Source organism: Flavobacterium aquidurense, assembly GCF_031458035.1.
Taxonomy (GTDB): domain Bacteria; phylum Bacteroidota; class Bacteroidia; order Flavobacteriales; family Flavobacteriaceae; genus Flavobacterium; species Flavobacterium aquidurense_C.
This window is the reverse complement of record NZ_JAVDXR010000015.1, coordinates 62,041-82,704: the sequence shown is the minus strand read 5'-3', so window position 1 is coordinate 82,704 and position 20,664 is coordinate 62,041. Positions and strand designations below refer to the sequence as shown.

The window sequence follows — 20,664 nt, the reverse complement described above, 5'->3', positions numbered from 1 at the left end:
ACGGCTGCTCCTGCAAATACAACTAATGGCGTGGTACCTGCAACAACAACTTATACATGGACTGCACCAACTGTGGTAACAGGATTATCAGGAGGCGTTGCAGGAAGCGGAGCAACCATAACAGGAACATTGACAAACTCGACCAATGCTGCTTTGTCAACAACATATAGCGTTACACCGGTTACAGGCGGATGTACGGGAACTGCGTTTAATTTGACAGTTACTGTAAATCCAAAACCTGCAATAAATGCCATGGCAACTTCAGCATGCAGCGGAACATTATTCACGGCTGCTCCTGCAAATACAACTAATGGCGTGGTACCTGCAACAACAACTTATACATGGACTGCACCAACTGTGGTAACAGGATTATCAGGAGGGGTTGCAGGAAGCGGAGCATCCATAACAGGAACATTGACAAACTCGACCAATGCTGCTTTGTCAACAACATATAGCGTTACACCGATTACAGGCGGATGTACGGGAACTGCGTTTAATTTGACAGTTACTGTAAACCCAACTCCAACAACACCAACAATTTCAGCTGGAGGCCCATTAACTTTCTGTGCTGGAGACAGTGTCACATTAACATCAAGCACTGGAACAACTTACTTGTGGTCGAATGGCGCAACAACACAAAGTATAACAGTAAGTACCTCAGGAATATATTCTGTTCAGATAACTAACGCGGCAGGCTGTCAAAGTGCTGCGTCAGTTGGAACAACAGTAAATTCTTATGCTAAAACATGGCTTGGTTTATCTAACGTTTGGGCGGACGGTGCAAACTGGTCCCCCTCAGGAATACCTACAAATACAGATTGCGTTGTAATATCAGGAACTGTACCTTTTCAACCTGAAACTTTACCGGCACTTATTAAAATCAATTCAATTACGATAAATAATGGTGGTTTATTAACCATTCAAAGTCAAAATGTTTTAGATGTAAATAATGGGGTAACTGTTAATGCCGGTGGAAATCTAATATTTGAAGACGATTCAAGTTTATTGCAAACTAATCCTAATTCTATAAACACAGGAAATATCATTTACAAACGAAATACTACACCAGTACGCCGTTACGACTATACTTATTGGTCAACACCTGTAACCAATACTCCTGCTCCTACTTTTAAGCTTAGTGATTTGTCGCCTGATACTTTGGTTGATAAATTTTTTAGTTATAGTCCATCAAGTGGATGGGTATATAATAACTATGGTACTCAGGTAATGGAACCAGGTATGGGTTATAACGTAAGGGCTCCTCAGACTTTTGATATCAATATACCAAAAATCTACAATGCTCAATTTACTGGAATCCCGAATAATGGTACTATTCCTGTTACACCTGTAATTGATAAATTCATTTTACTTGGTAACCCGTATCCTTCAGGATTAGATGCCGGAAACTTTATCTCAACTAACAATACTGGCGCATTATATTTCTGGACACATACGTCTAATCCTACTAGCACGGGGAACGGAACCTATGCCTATGCCAGCGCAGATTACGCAACTTATACTAAGTTAGGTGGTTCAGGTGCCGGATCATTAAATTTCCAAAATCCGCCAACAGGAATTATTGCCGCAGGTCAGGCTTTCTTCATAAAGGCAACTTCTGCCACTTCTATTCCAATTATATTTACAAATGGCATGAGAGTTGGAGCAGGTAATACTCAATTTTATAAAACGACAAATGCAAAAACACCAGATCTAAATCGTATATGGCTGAATCTAACCAATAAACAAGGTGCATTCAAACAAGTTTTACTTGGTTATGCAGATGGAGCTACAAATAGTTGGGATGTTAACTACGACGGACCTACAATGAGCGGAAATTCGTATGTTGATTTTTACAGTATAAATGATACAAAAAAATTAACTATTCAGGGGCGCGCGTTGCCTTTTGATGATTCTGATTTGGTTCCGTTCGGATACGTAACAAAAGTTGCCGGAGATTTCACAATCGCTATTGATCATGCTGACGGATTCTTTGATACCCAAGCAGTTTATTTAGAAGATAAGAAAACAGGAAAAATAACTGATTTACGTGCTTCAAATTACACCTTTACTACAGCTATAGGAACATTCACCGATCGTTTTGTACTGCGTTACACTAACAAAACCCTTGGAACAGGAGATTTTGAAAATGTCGAAAACGGACTTTTAATTTCAGTGAAAAATAAAGTTATCAAAACGACTTCTTCTAAAGAGATAATAAAAGACATTACGATTTTTGATATTTCAGGAAAAGTACTTTACGACAAAAAGAAAGTAGGAACAACTGAATTAGAAATCTCAAATCTAAAAGCTGCCGATCAGGTATTATTAGTAAAAGTGCTTCTGGAAAACGGATATTCAACTACCCGAAAAATTATTTTCTAATAATAAACTTTAATAAAAAAAGAAAAATCCATTCCGTAAAACAGAATGGATTTTTCTTTTTTATATGAATTTTAATTATCATTTCTCAATCAGGATACTCACAGCATTACCACCAAAACCAACGGCATTAATTAGTACTTTTTTAATTGGTTTAACCTGAATTTGCTTTTCGCCAAATGGCACTCCAATAAACTTATCGTGCCGCATCATTAAAAGAGCCAATTCCAAACTTAATATTCCAGATGCTCCAAAAGTATGCCCGATTTTCCATTTATTTGTTGTCAATAAAGGCAATTTAGAACCGAAAACTTTTTCGATAGCTCTTAACTCCGTTAAATCCCCTTTTATAGTTCCCGGAGCATGCATGACGACAACATCAATATCTTCTAAATTTTCCTCTTTTAAAGCCATTTTCATGGATTTCTGAAAACAATTTGCTTCCGCAGAAATCGAAATATTATGCTCCAAAATTTCAGTTGCATAACCAACTCCCGTAATATAAGCGATAGCATTTTCTTTCTCTCCTGCTTCCAAACAACAAACTGCCGCGCCCTCACCCAATATCATCGTGTTTTGAGTTTTCTCAAAATCAAAAGCGAGATTTGGCCAGGAATCTTCTGCCTGATTAATACGTGAATATATTTTCAAAGCACGCATCTGACCAATAGTGAAATCCGTCAAAGGAGCTTCACTTCCTCCAACCAAAAATTTATCTGCCATTCCCGATTTCAGCCATGCCACTCCATTTAATAAGGCATGAAGTGCAGTTGAACAGGTGATAGAATGTGAAATTTCCGGGCCCACGCTTTGCAAATCGTGCGCAATCCAGGACGATATATTTCCTAAAGTAGTTGTCGGAGAAGCCAAAGTCTGTGCTTTTCCGGTATCCAGATACTCTTTATAATGTTTCTCAAACAAATCTGTTGCGCCTCGTGAAGATCCAATATTTATTCCAAAAACAGCATCTGATTTCCAACCTGCTTGGTGAACTGCTTGACGCGAAGCTGCTAAAGCAAACAAAACCGAATCATCTAAAAATTTATATTTACTGTCTGATTCTCTAAGTTCAGCCACAATTTGTTTCGATTCAGACTCAAGTGCTGCCACGGAAGTTTCCTGCTTATCTAACATTTGCTTTGAAAAGCAATGCTGATTATTGAGGTATTTTTTCCAAACTTCATCAGCATTATTTCCCAAAGGAGAAATGGATGAAAAAGCCGTTATGGAGATTTTTTGTGTATTCAAAATATTGTTTTTATGCCTGTTGCGTTTTTTAACCGCAATGGGCGCCAAGGTTCATGCAAAGGTCGCAAAAGTTTCCTAAAAGGTCTGAATTAATTACCTACAAAGTTCGCAAAGCGTTTATCTAGTAAAAGTCAATACAGCAAAAAGCATGCTTGCTTAACTTATATCACTTATATGGTGGGGGAAAAACTAAACCATTTCAATGGCTTCTTCAATGGTTTTATATACTTTTTGAAGTTGATCATCATTCATTATATAGGGAGGTAAAATATATACAATATTTCCAACCGGACGTAAAACAACTCCTTTGTCAATAAAGAAATTATACAATTTTGTTCGCATGGAACCGTAATAGCTTTCCTCCGAATCTGATTTGATTTCAACAGCAAAAATAACGCCCAAGGTTCTGGCAGTTATCACTTTTGAATGATTTTCAATCTTCTGCTGAAATTTTAAATGACTTTTATTTATTCTTTCAATATTAGCCTGCATTTCTGGTGTTTGCAACAAATCGATACTTGCCAAAGCAGCGGCACAACCTGTCGGATTTGCGGTAAACGTATGACCGTGAAATAACGCTTTATTAATATCGTCATCATAAAAAGCATCAAAAACTTCTTGCGTAAAAGTTGTAATTGCCATCGGAATTGTTCCGCCAGTTAAAGCTTTCGACAAACAGATCATATCCGGAACTTCCGAAACATAATCCATTGCGAAGGTTTTTCCTGTTTTTCCAAAGCCCGTCATTACTTCATCTGCAATTGTTAAAACCTTATTTTCATTACAAATCTGAATCAATTTCGCTAATGCTTCGGGTTCATACATAACCATTCCGGCCGCCCCCTGAACCAAAGGCTCAAAAATAAATCCAGCGCAATTATGATTTTGAATTACGTTATTCAAAGCATCAAAACTCTCCTGCTCCTGCCCTTTTACCGGAACCGGAATACGAACGACATCAATAAACATTCCCTGAAAAGCCTGAGTATAAAAAGAAATTCCGCTAGCCGCCATTGCCGCAAAAGTATCTCCGTGAAAAGCATTTTCGAAAGCAATTATCGTTGTTCTTTTTTCATTTTTATTGAAAAAATACTGCAAAGCGACTTTTATTGCGACTTCTACAGCTGTTGAACCATTATCTGAAAAGAAGATTTTCTGCTGATTTTTTGGCAGAATCTCCATTAATTTTTCAGCAACTTTTATAGCAGGTTCATGTGTAAAACCTCCAAACAAAACATGTTCTAAAGTGGTTAATTGTTTGTATATCGCATCGGCAATAAATTTATTACTGTGCCCAAACGGATTTACCCACCAGGAAGCTATTGCATCAATATATTCTTTATTGTTTTCGTCCCAAAGCAACGCTCCTTCTCCTCGGGAAATTGCAATTGGCGTTTGAGAAGTTTTGTGCTGGGTATAAGGATGCCAAAGGTATTGGCTGTCTTTTTCTGTTAATGTCATTTTTTAGAGAATAGATTATAGAGTCAAGAACAAAGACTCACCGCTATGGTTTCCGCAAAGATAAGAAAGTCAATTTTCTTACCGTCAATTCATCGTTCAATCCTCTTTCTTCTTGCTTCTTGTCTCTATATACTACAAACCAAGAAGATTATCTTTAAACAAATCAGCGTATTCCCGAATTACATTTTGATCAAAATAAGGTTCTTCATCAATCCTCCCGATACAATTTATTCCTGTTTTATTCAGAATTAAACTTTCCGTAGATTTATTTTCGCTTCCGCTGAATATAATTCCAGCCACTTCAAAACCACGATTCCGAATCGCTTCAATAGTTAGTAATGTATGATTGATACTTCCGAGATAATGCCTGGAAACTATAATTACTTTATAATCTGACTGAATCAAATCGATAATAGTATTTTTTTCGTTTAACGGAACAAAAATTCCTCCCGCACCTTCAATTACTAAATGATTATCGGTTTTAGGTTCTTTAATTTCAGATAAATTAATCGTGATACCATCAATTTCAGCAGCTAAATGCGGGCTTGCCGGCGTATTTAAAGCATAACTATTAGGGAAGAATTGAGATTTGGAATTTGAAACGTGTGATTTTACTTTATGACTATCTGAATTTTCTAAATCTCCGGCCTGGATTGGCTTCCAATAATCAGCTTCTAAGGCTTCAACCACGATTGCAGAACTCACTGTTTTACCTACATCAGTTGAAATTCCTGTAATGAATAATTTCATTTTTTTTGTTTTAATGGAGAACAAAAATACCAATAAAAACAACAACCGAAAAATAGTCCTGTCAATTGGCAGTTTGACAACTCATCATTTAAAACACAAAATCTCTAAGAAGTTGCAGAACCTGATTAATTTCCTCTTCCGAATTATAGCTATGAATACAAAAACGCAGACGTTCCTGCCCCTCCGGAACCGTTGGCGAGAGTATTGGTTTTACATCAAAACCTCTGTCCTGTAATAGTTGGGCTATTCGCTTTACATTTTGATTTCCTGGAACAATTGCCGATTGAATTGCTGATTTACTTCGAACAAACATAGGCTTCAAACCCAATAAATTTTTCTGTTGATTGAACAATATAATATTTTGACGCAACTTATCAATTGTTTCTTTTTCAATTTCTAATTGCTGATAGGCTACTAAAATTGTCGCGACTGAATGTGGAGATAATCCCGTCGTATAAATAAAACTTCGTGCAAAATTTACCAAATATTCTTTAAGTTCAATACTTCCCAGAACAGCTGCTCCGTGACATCCCAAACCTTTGCCAAAAGTCATAATTCGGGCAAAAATTCTATTATGCAAGTTTAAGTATTGAGTTAGACCTTCGCCCTTTTCACCAAAAACACCTAGAGTATGCGCTTCATCAACAACTAAAAAGCAATTGTACTTTTCAGATAATACCACTAATTCTTCCAGATTTGGACTGTCTCCATCCATAGAAAAAACCGTTTCAGTCACAATGTAAATATTTGTGTCAGGAAATTTTAAGATAAGATGTTCTAAATCTTCAAAATCATTATGGTTGAATTTATACGATTTTGCGTTCGACATTGTAATTCCGTCACGGATAGAAGCGTGACTTAGTTCATCGTACAAAATAACATCATTCCGCTGCGGTACAGCGCTAAAAAACCCAACATTGGCATCGTAACCCGAATTAAAAATTAAAGCCGATTCTGAATCATGAAATTGCGCAATAAAAGTTTCTGTATTTTGATAAGTATCATGATTCCCTGAAATTAGTCGTGAACCTGTTGCCCCGTTTTGAATAATTTCATTTTCAATTAAATAATGATGTGCCAGTTTAAAAACCGATTCAGATTTGGAAAACCCAATATAATCATTAGAAGAAAAATCGACAAGATTATTAAAACTTGGCAATTGTCTTAACGCATTATTTTGCTTTCGTGTTTCAAGCTTTTGAATAAGATTTTCAGGTAATTTCATAAAAGCAAAGTTATGAAATTGAACTCAAATTAAATAAACGGCGGGTAATATCAAATCCGCCGTTTTCAATTTGATTATTATATTGCACTTATAAACGGCGATTTTCTACTGTATTTAGATTCTACCATTTCGGTTATCATAAAATTGGCAATTTCATTTGCGCTTATTTTATCTCCCAAACAATCTTCTAAACTTACAGCGATTTCAGAGTATTGATCTGTAAATTCAATAAAAGGAACACGAACCTGCGTCCAATTCACATTACTTGCTACCAATAAATCATAAGCCTTCTGCCGATCTTCCTGAATAATTGGAAAATTGGCTTTCATCCAGTCTGTTGCCATGATTGTTTTTGGGCTTTTTTTATCAAATGGAGTATCAATATTAAGTCCGGCCAGGAGAACATATCGTTCAATTCCATAATCTTTCATTCCACTCAGGATATTACTTGTTGCCGAACTCGCTACAAGCGGTTCCTCTTTTCGTTGTCCAACAGTGCTTAAAACAGCCTGACAATCTTTTAGTAATAAATGAATAGAATTGAGATCGAGCGCATCTCCTTGAATAATTTCGATTTGTGAACTTTGAATGGCAAAACTCCCAGGATTCCTAAGCAAAAGTTTAATGCTAAATCCTTCTTTCAATAACTGGCTTACAAGATAATTTCCAGTTCTTCCTCCACCGCCTAAAACGGCCACTTTATTTATATTTTTCATTAGTATTCTTTATAAAATTTGACATAGATAATTTGCGCCTGATCTATTAGACAAAGCTTAGCAATAAAAGCTTACTGAGCTTTTATTTTAGAAATCAATATTTTATAAAGAGATTTTAATAGTGCCAAAATACAAAAATATAGGAAATAAAAAAAGCCAACAATATTGTTTGGCTTTTTCATTTATTTAAATCCGTCTTTTTCTATCCATTTAAAGTTTCCTTTTTCAGTAGCATCAAGAAGATCAACCTCCAATCCATCAGCGATAGAACTAGCAAGTTTAAAAGCTGATGTTGCATCTAAATAAACAGAGACTGTTTCTTTTTTAATGTCCGAAAGCCACAGTTTAATCTCGTAATCTCTATCCGAATAATTTTTATAGACTGAGATATATTTTACATCTTTAAAAACATTGTCTTTTCCTAATGGTATTCAAAATAAAGTAAAGTTAAATCTAACAGTTTTTAAAACTGAATTCGTATAAACTCTTTTGACAAACGTTAAGCCAGCCGCGCATACAAACAAAACTAATATAGCTAATACAAATCTTAATCCATATAAAACCTTACCAGAATAATAAACAAGTTCGAACGTTTTAAGTAGCATTAAAATAATAATAAAATAAAATACTAAGGCAATTAAAAAATGCCAAAAAGGTCTTTTTGAAATATAAACTAATTCTTCCTCTTGATTATTCTTCATGTATCAAAAATAAAAAAAGCCAAACATTTCTGTTTGGCTTTTTCATTTATTTTGAAATTGTTTTTTAGTCAACTAAAACAATCACTTTATTGTCTTTCATCTCGATAGTACCTGACGTAATCTCTAATGTATAGGTTTGGTCATTTACTCTCTTGAATTGGCTCACTATATCTTTAGAAAAATTAAAACTTGCAGCTGCAATTTTAATAGTTCCTTTTTCTAAAATAGAAACAATAGGAGCGTGATTATTCAATATTTGAAAGCTTCCATCAACTCCAGGTAATGTAACTGATGTTACTTCTCCTGAAAATAATTTTGCTTCTGGTGATACTATTTCTAAAATCATAATTTTTTTAGTTAATAGTTGATGGTTGATGGTTGATGGTTGTTTTCTAACAACTGACAACTAACAACTAACAACCAATATTAAGCTTCAGCCAACATTTTTTCTCCAGCTTCGATAGCATCCTGAATAGAACCTTTCAAGTTGAAAGCTGCTTCGGGAAGATGATCTAACTCACCGTCGATAATCATGTTGAATCCTTTGATAGTATCTTTAATGTCAACCAAAACTCCAGGAATACCTGTAAATTGCTCCGCTACGTGGAAAGGTTGAGATAAGAAACGTTGAACACGACGTGCTCTGGATACAGATAATTTATCTTCTTCAGATAACTCTTCCATACCAAGAATCGCGATAATATCTTGCAATTGTTTGTATTTTTGAAGAATCTCTTTTACTCTTTGTGCACAATCGTAGTGCTCATTTCCTAAAATTTGAGGAGTCAAGATTCTTGAAGTAGAATCTAACGGGTCAACCGCTGGATAAATACCTAACTCAGCAATTTTACGAGACAATACAGTTGTAGCATCTAAGTGAGCAAACGTTGTTGCTGGTGCCGGGTCAGTTAAGTCATCCGCAGGAACGTAAACCGCCTGTACAGATGTAATAGATCCTTTGTTTGTAGAAGTAATACGCTCTTGCATAGCTCCCATCTCTGTTGCCAAAGTTGGTTGGTATCCTACTGCAGAAGGCATACGACCTAAAAGTGCTGATACCTCAGAACCTGCTTGTGTAAAACGGAAGATGTTATCAACGAAAAACAATACGTCTTTACCTTGATCAGTTCCAGCTCCATCACGGAAATATTCAGCGATAGATAATCCTGAAAGTGCCACACGAGCACGAGCTCCAGGAGGCTCATTCATTTGTCCGAAAACGAAAGTAGCTTTAGACTCTCTCATTCCTGGCATATCTACTTTAGATAAATCCCATCCTCCATTTTCCATAGAGTGCATGAAATCATCACCGTATTTAATAATTCCTGACTCTAACATCTCACGAAGCAAGTCATTTCCTTCACGTGTTCTTTCACCTACTCCTGCGAATACTGAAAGTCCACCGTGACCTTTTGCGATATTGTTGATCAACTCCTGAATCAATACTGTTTTACCAACACCAGCACCACCAAACAATCCAATTTTACCTCCTTTTGCATAAGGCTCGATCAAATCGATTACTTTGATACCTGTGAATAAAACTTCAGATGAAGTTGATAAATCTTCGAATTTAGGAGCTTGTCTGTGAATAGACAAACCGTTTTCTCCTGTTTTTGGCAAGTTACCTAAACCATCAATTGCATCTCCAATTACATTGAATAATCTTCCATATACATCTGGACCGATTGGCATTTGGATTGGATTACCAGTTCCAACTACTTCATATCCTCTAGACAAACCGTCTGTAGAGTCCATAGAGATTGTACGAACAGTGTTTTCTCCAATGTGAGATTGTACTTCTAGAACTAATAAAGTTCCATCTTTTTTAGTGACTTCTAGTGAATCATAAATTTTTGGAAGTTCAACATCCTTACCGTTGAAAACTACGTCAACTACTGGTCCAATGATTTGAGCAACTTTTCCTATTACTTTTGACATTACTTATGTATTTATTAAATAGCTATTTAGGTTTATCGAAAATACCTCTTTTTTCAGAGCGCAAAGATAATTTTTTAAAATATAAAATCAATATTTTTTTTATAAAAAATGCTACCATTTTGTTTGATTCCTAAAAGTGCGGTCTCAAATATCTAAAATAGCAATTTTTAACAAAATAAAAAAAGCCACTACATTTTAGAAATGAGTGACTTTCTTACTAAAAAAAAATTGGCTTTATTGAATCACTTGCGGAAATTGAATTGGATATAAAGCCAAATCAACATGACGCAACGTTGAACCATATTTTGCATTAATTGCGTCTATAAAAATATTAGCAATCAATCCATATCCTCTTGCACTCGGGTGAACACCATCTAAAGAGAAAGCACCTCCAGTCGCAAATGAAGACGACATAGTGAAATTTCCAAATCTAATTCCGCCGTTTGCCAATTGCGTTAAGGTTGCTTTTGTATCAACAAAAGCCAGACCCTTTTCTTTAGCAACAGCTTCAATTGTTACATTATATGCATCTGTGGCTTTTTTAACTTCAGCCGCTTCTGTTGGAGTTAATACATGTTTATCTTGTAATGGATAAGTTATTCCAAATTTATTTAAAGGAGCAGGTGGCGCAATTCCAAGACCAGAATTATCTTTATTTGGAGCAGTACCAATATCTGGTCTTGTAGTCAAGACTACTAAATCTGTTGCTTTAGCCTGTCTGGCCTGGCCAAATACAGTACCATAAAAAGCAGCAGTCTGCGCTCCTAATGTTGGAGTAAACGCTGCAGTTAGCTGTGCTGACAAATTTGTTAAACTTTCATCTTTTATTAAAAGCGGAAGATTTGTAGCCGTTTCAGACAACAAATTAATTCTGTCTCCCGCATTAAAAGCAGTTAATGCTTGTTTTAACGGACCATATAATTGAGCATTCAATGCTTGTATTGTTGCTTTTCCTACAGCTTCATTGCCTCCTCCAAGAATTTTTGGCGTAAGCGGATTATACGGAACAGTTGTAAAATAAGGTAATGCCGTTATGTATGGCAAATTTGCCACAACACCTTTCGCCCCTTTAGCAGTTAAGCCTGTAACCAAATTATTAAATACGTTAGCAAATACTGTTGGATCTGTAATATCACTTCCTCCGTATGTCGCAAGATTCGTATTCCCGGTCTGATCTTTTCCTGTTCCACCAGAAGTTGCATATGCCAATACATCATTTCCTCCAATAAATAAAGAGAAAAACGTTGGGTTTTGCACAACTGCATCGGCCAAGACTGTAGTTCCTGGCGCACTGGAAAATCTGGCAAAATATGGATTTGCAGCACCAGTAGCTACACCAGCGACGTTACCGTAACCAGCAGCTAATAAATGAAAACTTTTAGCACCCGGAACACCTAAATTACCAAATGTACCAGTAAGATGTGACGTAACTTCTGTTGTTGGTTTTCCCGGTACATTTGTCGGAGTCTGAGTCTCTCCAATAAAATACAAACGCGTCCCTGCAATCACATTCCCTCCTAATAACAATCCACCAATATTATCATTCATAAATGGTGTTGTAAAAGCACCTCCTCCTGCTGCAACAAATTGTTGTGCTAAAATATTAGTATAAGCTCCTTCCTGTCCTTTTTTAAAGAGTGCATTATCACTATATCCTGCCGCAAAAGAATCGCCCAAGGCAACATATTTGGTAAAAACTGCTGATCCGGGAACAACCGGCACTTCTGCAGGCGCATCATTATCATCATTATTACACGCCATAAAGGTTAAAGAAACCAATAGAAGCCATTTTATATTTTTTTTCATGTCATTAAATTTTAAAATTATTACTTCTTTCTATTTATTTTTCAAGAATAAATATAAAGAAAATACCTACAAAAATAATTAATTCTTTTAATTATGGATTAATTGTCCACGAAGCAAACCACATTTGACCAATTGCACCAGCACCAATTACCTGAAGATAATCTGATCCGAAAAGATTCGTTGCCCCAACTTTAATAACTGATTTAAGTTTTGGAATAGCATAATTTACCTGAGCATCAAGAACAGTATTTTCCGGAATCATTCCGTCTCCAAAAGAAGATTGCCATAAATATTCGGTATTCCACCTTACATTTAAATTAAAACCTAAATTTTTAATCACTTTAGCATTTCCAAGAGAAGCCTTAACTCTGTGTTTTGGCGTATTAAATCCAGCTATGAAACTTGGATCTTCTGATTGGTCGAAATCAAATTGAGCATAGTTATAATTAACACCTACCTCAAAATCTTTATACACTTTTTTAGACAAACCAACTCCAAAACCTAATGAAGAAACCTGTGCTGTTGTATTTGTATAAACCTGATAAACTCTTCTATCCCCAAATGCTAAGGCCTGGTAAGTTTGCTGCACTGCCGGATTAGAAGAATCAGTTCCTACTGTTCCATAATATGGAGAAATTACTCTCGCTGTATTCATGAAATCATTATAAATATTATAATAAGCATTTAAATCGATTGACAAATCATTCTGAACCACTGAACGATACCCCACCTCAAAAGCCTGAACTTGTTCTGGTTTTACCAAACCAATATTAGCCACCTGAAGATCTGCCGGATTTGCAGAAGCGGCGAAAGCCTGAACAGAAGCTACTGTATATGCATTATGATAAGCATTTTGACCAGACATACCAATAGTTGCTGGCTGTCCTGCAATTGTTTGACCAGCCGCACTTACATTTACAGTCTCCTGAAAACGATCTAAATTCTCAGGCGCAGAACCAATTAAAGCAAATGGCCCCAAATCTAAACCAATATATTGATCCTGAGTAGTTGGGTTACGGAAACCTGTTTGATATGATAATCTGAAATTATGTCTTTTAGATTCTCCTGCAGAATATACAAATGAAACTCTTGGAGAAATATTTCCATCAAAGTTTTGACTTTTATCATAACGCAAAGATCCGGTAAACTTTAATCTGTCTTCCATGAATTTTTTTGTCAATTGGCCATAAGCACCATATTCTTTGTAATCGATTGGCCCGTCATAATCAGTAAAAATAGTTCCTTCAGAATCCATTATATATTTTCTCCAAGAACCACCAACCTGAACTTCCGCCCATTTAATGATATCTCTAAAATTATAATTCACATCTGAATGATATAATTTAGAATGATCGATAAACTTAGCACCCTGCGTTAAATCCGGATTCGATGTTACACTAGCAAGAGCAGAATTAAACTGTGAAGATCCCGGTTCAAATCTAGGAGAACCAGTTGGTTTTGGAATAAAAGAAATAGCAGCCGGAAGCACATTATAATCTGCAAAATTTCTTGCTATTGCAGCAGATTCATTTGCATTTGTTCCCATAACAGCCCCAGAATATTGGTAAGCCGTAGCATAATTTGTAAACCATTCCTGATCTGATTTTGCAGCTCTGTTTACGTTCCATGCTGCAAATCTCATATCGTAAGAGCTACCTGCATCTTCATCTGTTGCATAAAACCTGGCAAAAAAGTTTTTGCCTTTCACCTCAGCTTTGGCTTGTTGCATCATAAAACCATTCAGAGAATATCTGTTAGCACCTTGATAAATTGTACTTCCTAAACCAATTTTATATTGTAGGATAATTTCTGTGTCATCTTTAAAAGGCTTAATATGGGCAGAAAAATCAGCTTTAATATTTTTAACTTTATTATCAGTCAAATCCTGCTCACGATATCCTGTTCTACTAACCTGACCTACATTCGGAATAAAAGTTGTCACCTCATCCCCATAAATATTCAATCCATCATAATTTTGATTCATTGCATGCCCTACTGAACCTCCAGTCATACTTCTGGTATCATCAGCGATCCATTCGCTAGCTTCCATATAGGTAAAATTAGCTTTGAAGGCAAAATGTTTCGTAAAAGCCTTGGCGGCTCTAATTCCAAAATCATTATAATCATTTGTTCCTGCGGCATCCTGACTTGTTTGTCCGTATTTATAGTAAACACTAATTCCTTCATCTGTAAAAGGACTTTTACTATTCATAAACATGATACCATTAAAAGCATTTGCCCCATAAAGTGCAGAAGAAGCACCTGGCAAAAGCTCAACATTTGCAACATCAAGATCCGAAATTCCAATCAAGTTCCCTAACACAAAGTTTAATGCCGGAGATGAATTATCCATACCATCAACCAATTGCATAAAACGCGTATTTGCAACTGTAGCAAAACCACGTGTATTGATTGATTTAAAAGAAATACTGCTGGTGTTGAAATTAACTTCTTTCAGGTTTTCCAAACCATCATAAAAAGTTGGTGCAGTTGTATTCTTAATTTCCTGAATTCCCATTCTTTCAATAGTAACCGGTGATTCAATTACTCTTTCCGGAGTTCTTGAAGCAGATACTACAATTTCATCAAGCTTTGTTTCTTCATCTTTCAAAACTACATCGAGTTTCTGATTTAGTGATGTAACACTAATCGTTTTAGTTTCGAAACCTACTGCCGATACTTTAATAGTAAATGGTGGTTTTGCAGTAGTATTTAGTTTAAAAGAGCCATCAAAGTCGGTCGAAGTTCCGGCTGAACTCCCAACTACATTCACATTGGCACCAGGGATTGATTGTTTGTTACTGTCGGTAACAGAACCAGTAATTGTATTCTGAGCGAAGGAAACACCGCTGAAAAACAACATAATTAACAAATACACTCTCATTTTGGTTAGTTTTTTGGTTAGTTTATCTAGCCAAAATACAAATATTTTTGATATTAATAAAAAAACGTTAAAAAAAATTAATATACTGCATATTTTTAGTAACTATTTTAACTATTTCACATTGTGATTTATTAAATTAACATCAACAAGGAAGCTATTCAAATCTTAAATAGTATGCATACATACAAAATTTAAGATAAAAAATGAGGATTTAATAAAAATACAGGGTTAGAAAAAAAAATCTGACAATAAAAAAAAGCGAGATACAAATCTCGCTTTTTTAACATTTATAGTATATAATTTTATTCTACTGTGACAGATTTTGCCAAATTTCTAGGCTGATCAACATTACAACCTCTCATAACTGCAATATAATAAGAAAGCAATTGCAATGGTATTGTAGTAATAAGTGGAGATAGTGCATCTGAAGTTTCCGGAATTTCAATTACATAATCAGCCAATTCACGAACTTGTGTATCTCCTTTAGTAACAACAGCAATGATTTTTCCACTTCTAGATTTTATCTCTTGGATATTACTTACAATTTTATCGTAATGACCTTGCTTAGGAGCAATTACAATAACCGGCATATGTTCATCAATCAAAGCAATTGGACCGTGTTTCATTTCTGCAGCAGGATAACCTTCAGCATGAATGTATGAAATCTCTTTAAGTTTTAATGCACCTTCCAGAGCAACAGGGAAATTATAACCACGTCCTAGATATAAACAATTTGGAGCATCTTTAAATGTAGCAGCAATTTCTTTTGCTTTATCATTTGTCTCTAAAGCTTCAGTAACTTTTTCAGGAATTATCTCTAATTCTTGTAAATAAGTATGGAAATCAGTATTTGATAATGTTCCTTTAGCTTTACCTAATCTCAATGCGATCATAGTTAAAACAGTAATCTGAGTAGTAAATGCTTTTGTAGATGCCACACCAATTTCCGGACCTGCATGAGTGTATGCACCTGCATGGCTTTCTCTTGAAATAGAAGAACCTACAACATTACAAACTCCAAAAACAAATGCTCCGTTTTCTTTTGCCAATTTGATTGCCGCCATTGTATCAGCAGTTTCTCCAGATTGAGAAATTGCAATAACAACATCATCTTTATTGATAATAGGGTTTCGGTATCTAAATTCAGACGCATATTCAACCTCAACCGGAATACGAGCAAATTCTTCAAAAATATATTCTGCTACTAATCCTGCGTGCCATGAAGTACCGCAAGCAACAATCAGAATTCGTTTTGCATTTAAGAATTTTTCAATATTATCCTCAACACCAGCCATCTGAACAATGCCTTTGTTGGCATTAAGCCTGCCTCTGTATGTATCTTTGATAACACTTGGCTGCTCATAAATCTCTTTCAACATAAAATGATCATAGCCTCCTTTTTCAATTTGCTCCAAATTCATTTGAAGCTCCTGAATATAAGGATCAACTAAAGAGTCATCTTTTATTTTTCTAACTTTAAGAGGCTTGTGCAATCTAATGTTTGCCATTTCGCCATCTTCAAGATAAATAGCGTTAGAAGTATATTCGATAAATGGCGATGCGTCAGAAGCAATAAAATACTCCCCTTCACCAACACCAATCGCCAATGGGCTACCCAATCTCGCAGCAACAATTTCTTCGGGATTTTTTTTATCAAAAACTGCGATAGCATATGCTCCTACAACTTGATTTAAAGCGATCTGAACCGCTTTCCCTAATTTAATCTTTTCATTTTTCTGAACCTCTTCTATCAGATTTACTAAAACTTCAGTATCTGTATCTGATTTAAAGGTATATCCTCTTTTTATTAATTCTTCTTTAAGAGGTGCGTAGTTCTCAATAATTCCATTGTGAATAATTGCCAACTCTCCAGAATTAGAAAGATGCGGATGAGAATTCACATCATTTGGAACACCATGGGTTGCCCAACGTGTATGTCCAATTCCGATGGTTCCGTTTGTTGTAAAATCATCTTTTGCTTTAGCTTCCAGATCTGAAACTTTACCTTTTGTTTTACAAAGTTTAATACCTGAGCTATCATATAACATAACCCCTGCACTATCATATCCTCTGTATTCGAGTCGCTTTAGCCCTTTGATAACAATAGGATACGCCTCTCTATGACCGATATATCCAACAATTCCACACATATATATTTATTAATTTGGTTTCGTGTAGTAAATTTCAAGTTTCAGTCTTTTATCATCTGGTACAGAAGCTTTACTTCCATACAAAATTGTTCCTAACGGACTCATTACTGATCCTCTTGGCACTTCCGAAATCACGTTGTTCTTTAATTTTAGCTTATTCGAGGCTGAAATATCAATACTCTCAGTTACAACTAAACCTAATTTCACGTTCTTCGCAGTGGCATCTTTTATAAGGTTTCTAATATGATTCGTAATTCTAACTTTATAATACCTTCCACGTTTTGTAGAAGGATCAAGATTAAGAATTCCATCAAAAATGTACCTGGTCAACTTTGGATCTTGTGCTAAATACCCAGTAGTACCATCAACATAATCCAAAATAGGGGCATTATTTGTTAAATCATATAAGTAAACTCGTTTTGGTTCATCAGCACCTGTCATTTTATCTGAATCGATATAAAAAACCAGATTAGCTTCATTCACCATCCATTTATTATTCCTGATTTCCGTTAATTTCGTAGCAAAACTAGAAAGATCAATCACAGCAAGTGAACCCTGTCCACCTTTTAAGTAAAGCTTCTCGTCTCCCTCTATGTTATTAATATTCGAAGGGCTTATAGCGCTTGCATAATCTGCTTTTTTAGCGTCCTGCAATAAACTTGCTGTAGCACCTGACAAATTAATAACCAGTGTCTTTTGTTCTTTAACGGTCTCTGCATCGGTAGTAATTTCCGTTTTAGCTTTATACTTTATCGTTATTTTACCTTTACTAAAATCTAATAATGCCATATTACTTGGATTACCTTCAGATTTTTCTACTTTAAAATACAATCCTCTAAAATACTCCTGAAAAACATCAGGACTAGATAGTTTTGATGCAGAAGCTTTTAATATTTTAGTTTGAAAAAAAGCTTTATTCAAACTTAAACGCATTTCTGGAGCAACATACGTATAGGTAACTTTTTTTGTTGTAGCATCTACAGTAGAATCTTTCTTTTGCGCAACATCAAAAAAGAATTCATCGTTTTGAGATTTCGCTATTGAATCATTTAAGCGAACTCCTATTTTACTTTTATCAAAATTAATATCATCTGGATTTGAATTTGAATCCTGATCATTATAATATAATTGTGCATATTGATTTCCATTATCAAAATAAGAACTACGCATCTGAACACCAGATTCGTAAACACTTAAATTAATCTTACCTTTAGGATCTCCATAAATAGAATCCAGCTCATATACATTTCCACCTTTAGGATCTGTCGCAGTTACATGACTAAAATAAGGAACACTAAGAATAGCATTTACTATTTCAGGCTCTTCTCCAATGACTGGTGAATAGGCAGACAACCCAACCTGAGAAGCGTAATTTGACTTTGTTGTTCCTAAAACAGGATTATCATAAATACCTAAACCATTAATTGCTAAAGCATTAGATTGTACCGGCGTAACCTCTTGGTTGTAAGCCAGTACATCATATTTTTCAGCCTCAAGACCAAAATGATTATCTCCAATCAATTCATCACCAATCGCATTAAAATCTTTATCGCAAGAATATAAAAGAACAACCGTCGCAACTAATAGAATTTTCTTAATAAAAGAAGTATTATACATGTTTAATAATAAAGTTAAAATTTAAAGACCCATACTTTTGTAGAAATTTGTATACGCTTCAGCGAATGCATCTTTCGAGGCGAAAGGTAAAAAAGGTTTTCCTGAAGATTCTATAAATTTTGTTAAACTTGGGGATACATTCTCAGACGCAATGATAACTGCATCAGAATGCAATATACTAGCTTTTAGGATGTTTTCGTAATTAGGCGTTTCTAAATCGGAAACAGAATCATGAGGGACTCCGTCAAATTTCACCTTATTAATCATTTCTAAATCTAAATTTTCATCAAAAGACTGCCCGTAAACAGAAGTAACGATTTTAGTTTCTGAGAATAAAGCTTCATTTTTATAATAGTGCTTCATGTATATTGGCAACATAGCCGCTAACCAACCGTGAACATGAATAATATCAGGAACCCAATTTAATTTTTTTACAGTTTCAACAACGCCTTTTGCAAAAAATATTGCTCTTTCATCATTATCAGGATATAAGACTCCCTCTTCGTCAGCAAAAGTTGCTTTACGTTTAAAATATTCGTCATTATCGATAAAATACACCTGAATTCTCTCTTTTGGAATTGAAGCTACTTTAATAATCAATGGCATATCTAAGTCATTCACTACCAAATTCATTCCTGAAAGTCTAATTACTTCGTGTAACTGGTGTCTTCTTTCGTTGATATTTCCATATCTAGGCATGAAAATTCTTATCTGACCTCCTTGGTCATTAATCATTTTCGGAACGTCATAAGACATTAAAGAAACCTCATTTTCAGCCAAATAAGGCACGACTTCAGATGATACATATAATATCCTCTTATCTTTCATAATAGTATTTTACTTAATTTTTGGTAATAAAAACGTTGCAAAATTACAAAAATTTATGCAGTTATTAACTAATATATTATGTTTGCACTAAATTTTAATAATCCCGCCATGCATATTTTCTACGGTAAAGTAGCTTTGATAGCTTATTTAAAAACTATCAAAACCACAAATTCAACTATCGGATTTGTACCAACAATGGGCGCTTTACACCAAGGGCATCTGGCTTTAATGCAACGATCTCTTAAAGAAAACAACGATACTGTAGTTAGTATTTTTGTAAATCCAACGCAATTTAACAATCCGGAAGATCTTGCAAAATACCCAAGGACTTTAGAAGAAGATGTAAAGAAAATGCGAGTTTTAAGCGACAAAATTATTTTGTACGCCCCTTCTGTAGATGATATTTACGAAGGAAATACCATTTCTCAGGATTTTGATTTTGATGGACTTGAAAATCAGATGGAAGGAAAATTCAGACCTGGACATTTTAACGGAGTTGGAACGATTGTAAAACGGCTATTTGAAATTGTTACTCCCACAAATGCTTATTTTGGCGAGAAAGACTTTCAGCAATTGCAGATTGTCAAAAAAATGGTCGAAAAAAATCATTTGCCGGTAAATATCGTTGGCTGTCCTATTTTTAGAGAAGACAATCAACTGGCGATGAGCTCCCGAAATGAGCGTTTAACGCCTGAAGAACGAAAAGAGGCCGCTATCATTTACAAAACTTTAACAGAAGCAAAAGAAGTATTCAAAACAAAAAGTCCGGAAGAGACTATTGAATTTGTAGAAAATTCTTTCAAAGACAACCCCAGATTCGAACTCGAATATTTCGTTATTGCTGATGAATCCACATTATTACCTATAGAAAACAAAAGTAAAGACAAAAATTACCGTGCCTTTATAGCGGTATTTGTTAATTCTATAAGGTTGATTGACACCATTTCATTAAATTAATTTA

At 35.1% G+C, this 20,664-nt stretch carries 14 protein-coding genes; 2 read left to right on the top strand and 12 right to left on the bottom strand.

The window, feature by feature from the left end; all coding sequences use genetic code 11:
* On the top strand, positions 1 to 2,382 hold a 2,382-nt coding region (locus J2X17_RS18630), incomplete at its 5' end, for a T9SS sorting signal type C domain-containing protein (RefSeq protein WP_310301530.1).
* A gap of 78 nt (positions 2,383 to 2,460) precedes the next feature.
* Here J2X17_RS18630 and J2X17_RS18625 read toward each other — a convergent pair.
* From J2X17_RS18625 to J2X17_RS18570, 12 genes are all read right to left on the bottom strand, one after another.
* Complete coding sequence (locus J2X17_RS18625) at positions 2,461 to 3,627, bottom strand: beta-ketoacyl synthase N-terminal-like domain-containing protein (protein ID WP_310301528.1); 1,167 nt, start codon at positions 3,625 to 3,627, stop codon at positions 2,461 to 2,463.
* A 189-nt stretch (positions 3,628 to 3,816) separates the two neighbouring features.
* Complete coding sequence (gene bioA / locus J2X17_RS18620; protein WP_310301526.1) at positions 3,817 to 5,088, bottom strand: adenosylmethionine--8-amino-7-oxononanoate transaminase; 1,272 nt, start codon at positions 5,086 to 5,088, stop codon at positions 3,817 to 3,819.
* A gap of 132 nt (positions 5,089 to 5,220) precedes the next feature.
* Positions 5,221 to 5,838 carry a dethiobiotin synthase gene (gene bioD / locus J2X17_RS18615; RefSeq protein WP_310301524.1) on the bottom strand — a complete coding sequence of 206 codons (618 nt, stop codon included), beginning with the start codon at positions 5,836 to 5,838 and terminating at the stop codon, positions 5,221 to 5,223.
* An 88-nt stretch (positions 5,839 to 5,926) separates the two neighbouring features.
* Positions 5,927 to 7,063 (bottom strand): aminotransferase class I/II-fold pyridoxal phosphate-dependent enzyme, encoded by a 1,137-nt coding sequence (locus J2X17_RS18610; RefSeq protein WP_310301522.1) that lies wholly within the window; start codon positions 7,061 to 7,063, stop codon positions 5,927 to 5,929.
* Between the two features lie 77 nt (positions 7,064 to 7,140).
* The gene (locus J2X17_RS18605; protein WP_310301520.1) at positions 7,141 to 7,779 is read right to left on the bottom strand and encodes an NAD(P)-dependent oxidoreductase; all 639 of its coding nucleotides are present in this window, start codon (positions 7,777 to 7,779) and stop codon (positions 7,141 to 7,143) included.
* 765 nt (positions 7,780 to 8,544) lie between these two features.
* Positions 8,545 to 8,826 (bottom strand): F0F1 ATP synthase subunit delta/epsilon, encoded by a 282-nt coding sequence (locus J2X17_RS18600; RefSeq protein ID WP_310301517.1) that lies wholly within the window; start codon positions 8,824 to 8,826, stop codon positions 8,545 to 8,547.
* 80 nt (positions 8,827 to 8,906) lie between these two features.
* Positions 8,907 to 10,418: a F0F1 ATP synthase subunit beta gene (gene atpD, locus J2X17_RS18595; protein ID WP_026984148.1), complete on the bottom strand. Its 1,512-nt coding sequence runs from the start codon at positions 10,416 to 10,418 to the stop codon at positions 8,907 to 8,909.
* Between the two features lie 234 nt (positions 10,419 to 10,652).
* On the bottom strand, positions 10,653 to 12,224 hold the full coding sequence (locus J2X17_RS18590) for a G-D-S-L family lipolytic protein (RefSeq protein ID WP_310301515.1): 1,572 nt from the start codon (positions 12,222 to 12,224) through the stop codon (positions 10,653 to 10,655).
* 91 nt (positions 12,225 to 12,315) lie between these two features.
* A complete protein-coding gene (locus tag J2X17_RS18585; RefSeq protein WP_310301513.1) occupies positions 12,316 to 15,108 on the bottom strand; it encodes a TonB-dependent receptor in 2,793 nt (930 codons plus the stop codon).
* Positions 15,109 to 15,410: 302 nt separating this feature from the next.
* Positions 15,411 to 17,258, bottom strand: a complete 1,848-nt coding sequence (gene glmS / locus J2X17_RS18580) for a glutamine--fructose-6-phosphate transaminase (isomerizing) (protein ID WP_310301510.1) — start codon at positions 17,256 to 17,258, stop codon at positions 15,411 to 15,413.
* A 9-nt stretch (positions 17,259 to 17,267) separates the two neighbouring features.
* Positions 17,268 to 18,875 carry a BamH family beta-barrel-assembly machinery protein gene (locus J2X17_RS18575; protein WP_310301508.1) on the bottom strand — a complete coding sequence of 536 codons (1,608 nt, stop codon included), beginning with the start codon at positions 18,873 to 18,875 and terminating at the stop codon, positions 17,268 to 17,270.
* 21 nt (positions 18,876 to 18,896) lie between these two features.
* Positions 18,897 to 19,703 carry a glycogen/starch synthase gene (locus J2X17_RS18570; protein WP_310301506.1) on the bottom strand — a complete coding sequence of 269 codons (807 nt, stop codon included), beginning with the start codon at positions 19,701 to 19,703 and terminating at the stop codon, positions 18,897 to 18,899.
* Positions 19,704 to 19,781: 78 nt separating this feature from the next.
* Between J2X17_RS18570 and panC the strand changes: the two genes are divergently transcribed.
* A complete protein-coding gene (panC, locus tag J2X17_RS18565) occupies positions 19,782 to 20,660 on the top strand; it encodes a pantoate--beta-alanine ligase (protein WP_310301504.1) in 879 nt (292 codons plus the stop codon).
* Positions 20,661 to 20,664 lie beyond the last annotated feature (4 nt).

Coding starts and splice junctions, on each gene's coding strand:
- bioA (WP_310301526.1), bottom strand. CDS start 5,088: ATGACATTAACAGAAAAAGACAGCCAATACCTTTGGCATCCTTATACC.
- bioD (WP_310301524.1), bottom strand. CDS start 5,838: ATGAAATTATTCATTACAGGAATTTCAACTGATGTAGGTAAAACAGTG.
- J2X17_RS18610 (WP_310301522.1), bottom strand. CDS start 7,063: ATGAAATTACCTGAAAATCTTATTCAAAAGCTTGAAACACGAAAGCAA.
- J2X17_RS18605 (WP_310301520.1), bottom strand. CDS start 7,779: ATGAAAAATATAAATAAAGTGGCCGTTTTAGGCGGTGGAGGAAGAACT.
- J2X17_RS18600 (WP_310301517.1), bottom strand. CDS start 8,826: ATGATTTTAGAAATAGTATCACCAGAAGCAAAATTATTTTCAGGAGAA.
- atpD (WP_026984148.1), bottom strand. CDS start 10,418: ATGTCAAAAGTAATAGGAAAAGTTGCTCAAATCATTGGACCAGTAGTT.
- J2X17_RS18590 (WP_310301515.1), bottom strand. CDS start 12,224: ATGAAAAAAAATATAAAATGGCTTCTATTGGTTTCTTTAACCTTTATG.
- J2X17_RS18585 (WP_310301513.1), bottom strand. CDS start 15,108: ATGAGAGTGTATTTGTTAATTATGTTGTTTTTCAGCGGTGTTTCCTTC.
- glmS (WP_310301510.1), bottom strand. CDS start 17,258: ATGTGTGGAATTGTTGGATATATCGGTCATAGAGAGGCGTATCCTATT.
- J2X17_RS18575 (WP_310301508.1), bottom strand. CDS start 18,875: ATGTATAATACTTCTTTTATTAAGAAAATTCTATTAGTTGCGACGGTT.
- J2X17_RS18570 (WP_310301506.1), bottom strand. CDS start 19,703: ATGAAAGATAAGAGGATATTATATGTATCATCTGAAGTCGTGCCTTAT.
- panC (WP_310301504.1), top strand. CDS start 19,782: ATGTTTGCACTAAATTTTAATAATCCCGCCATGCATATTTTCTACGGT.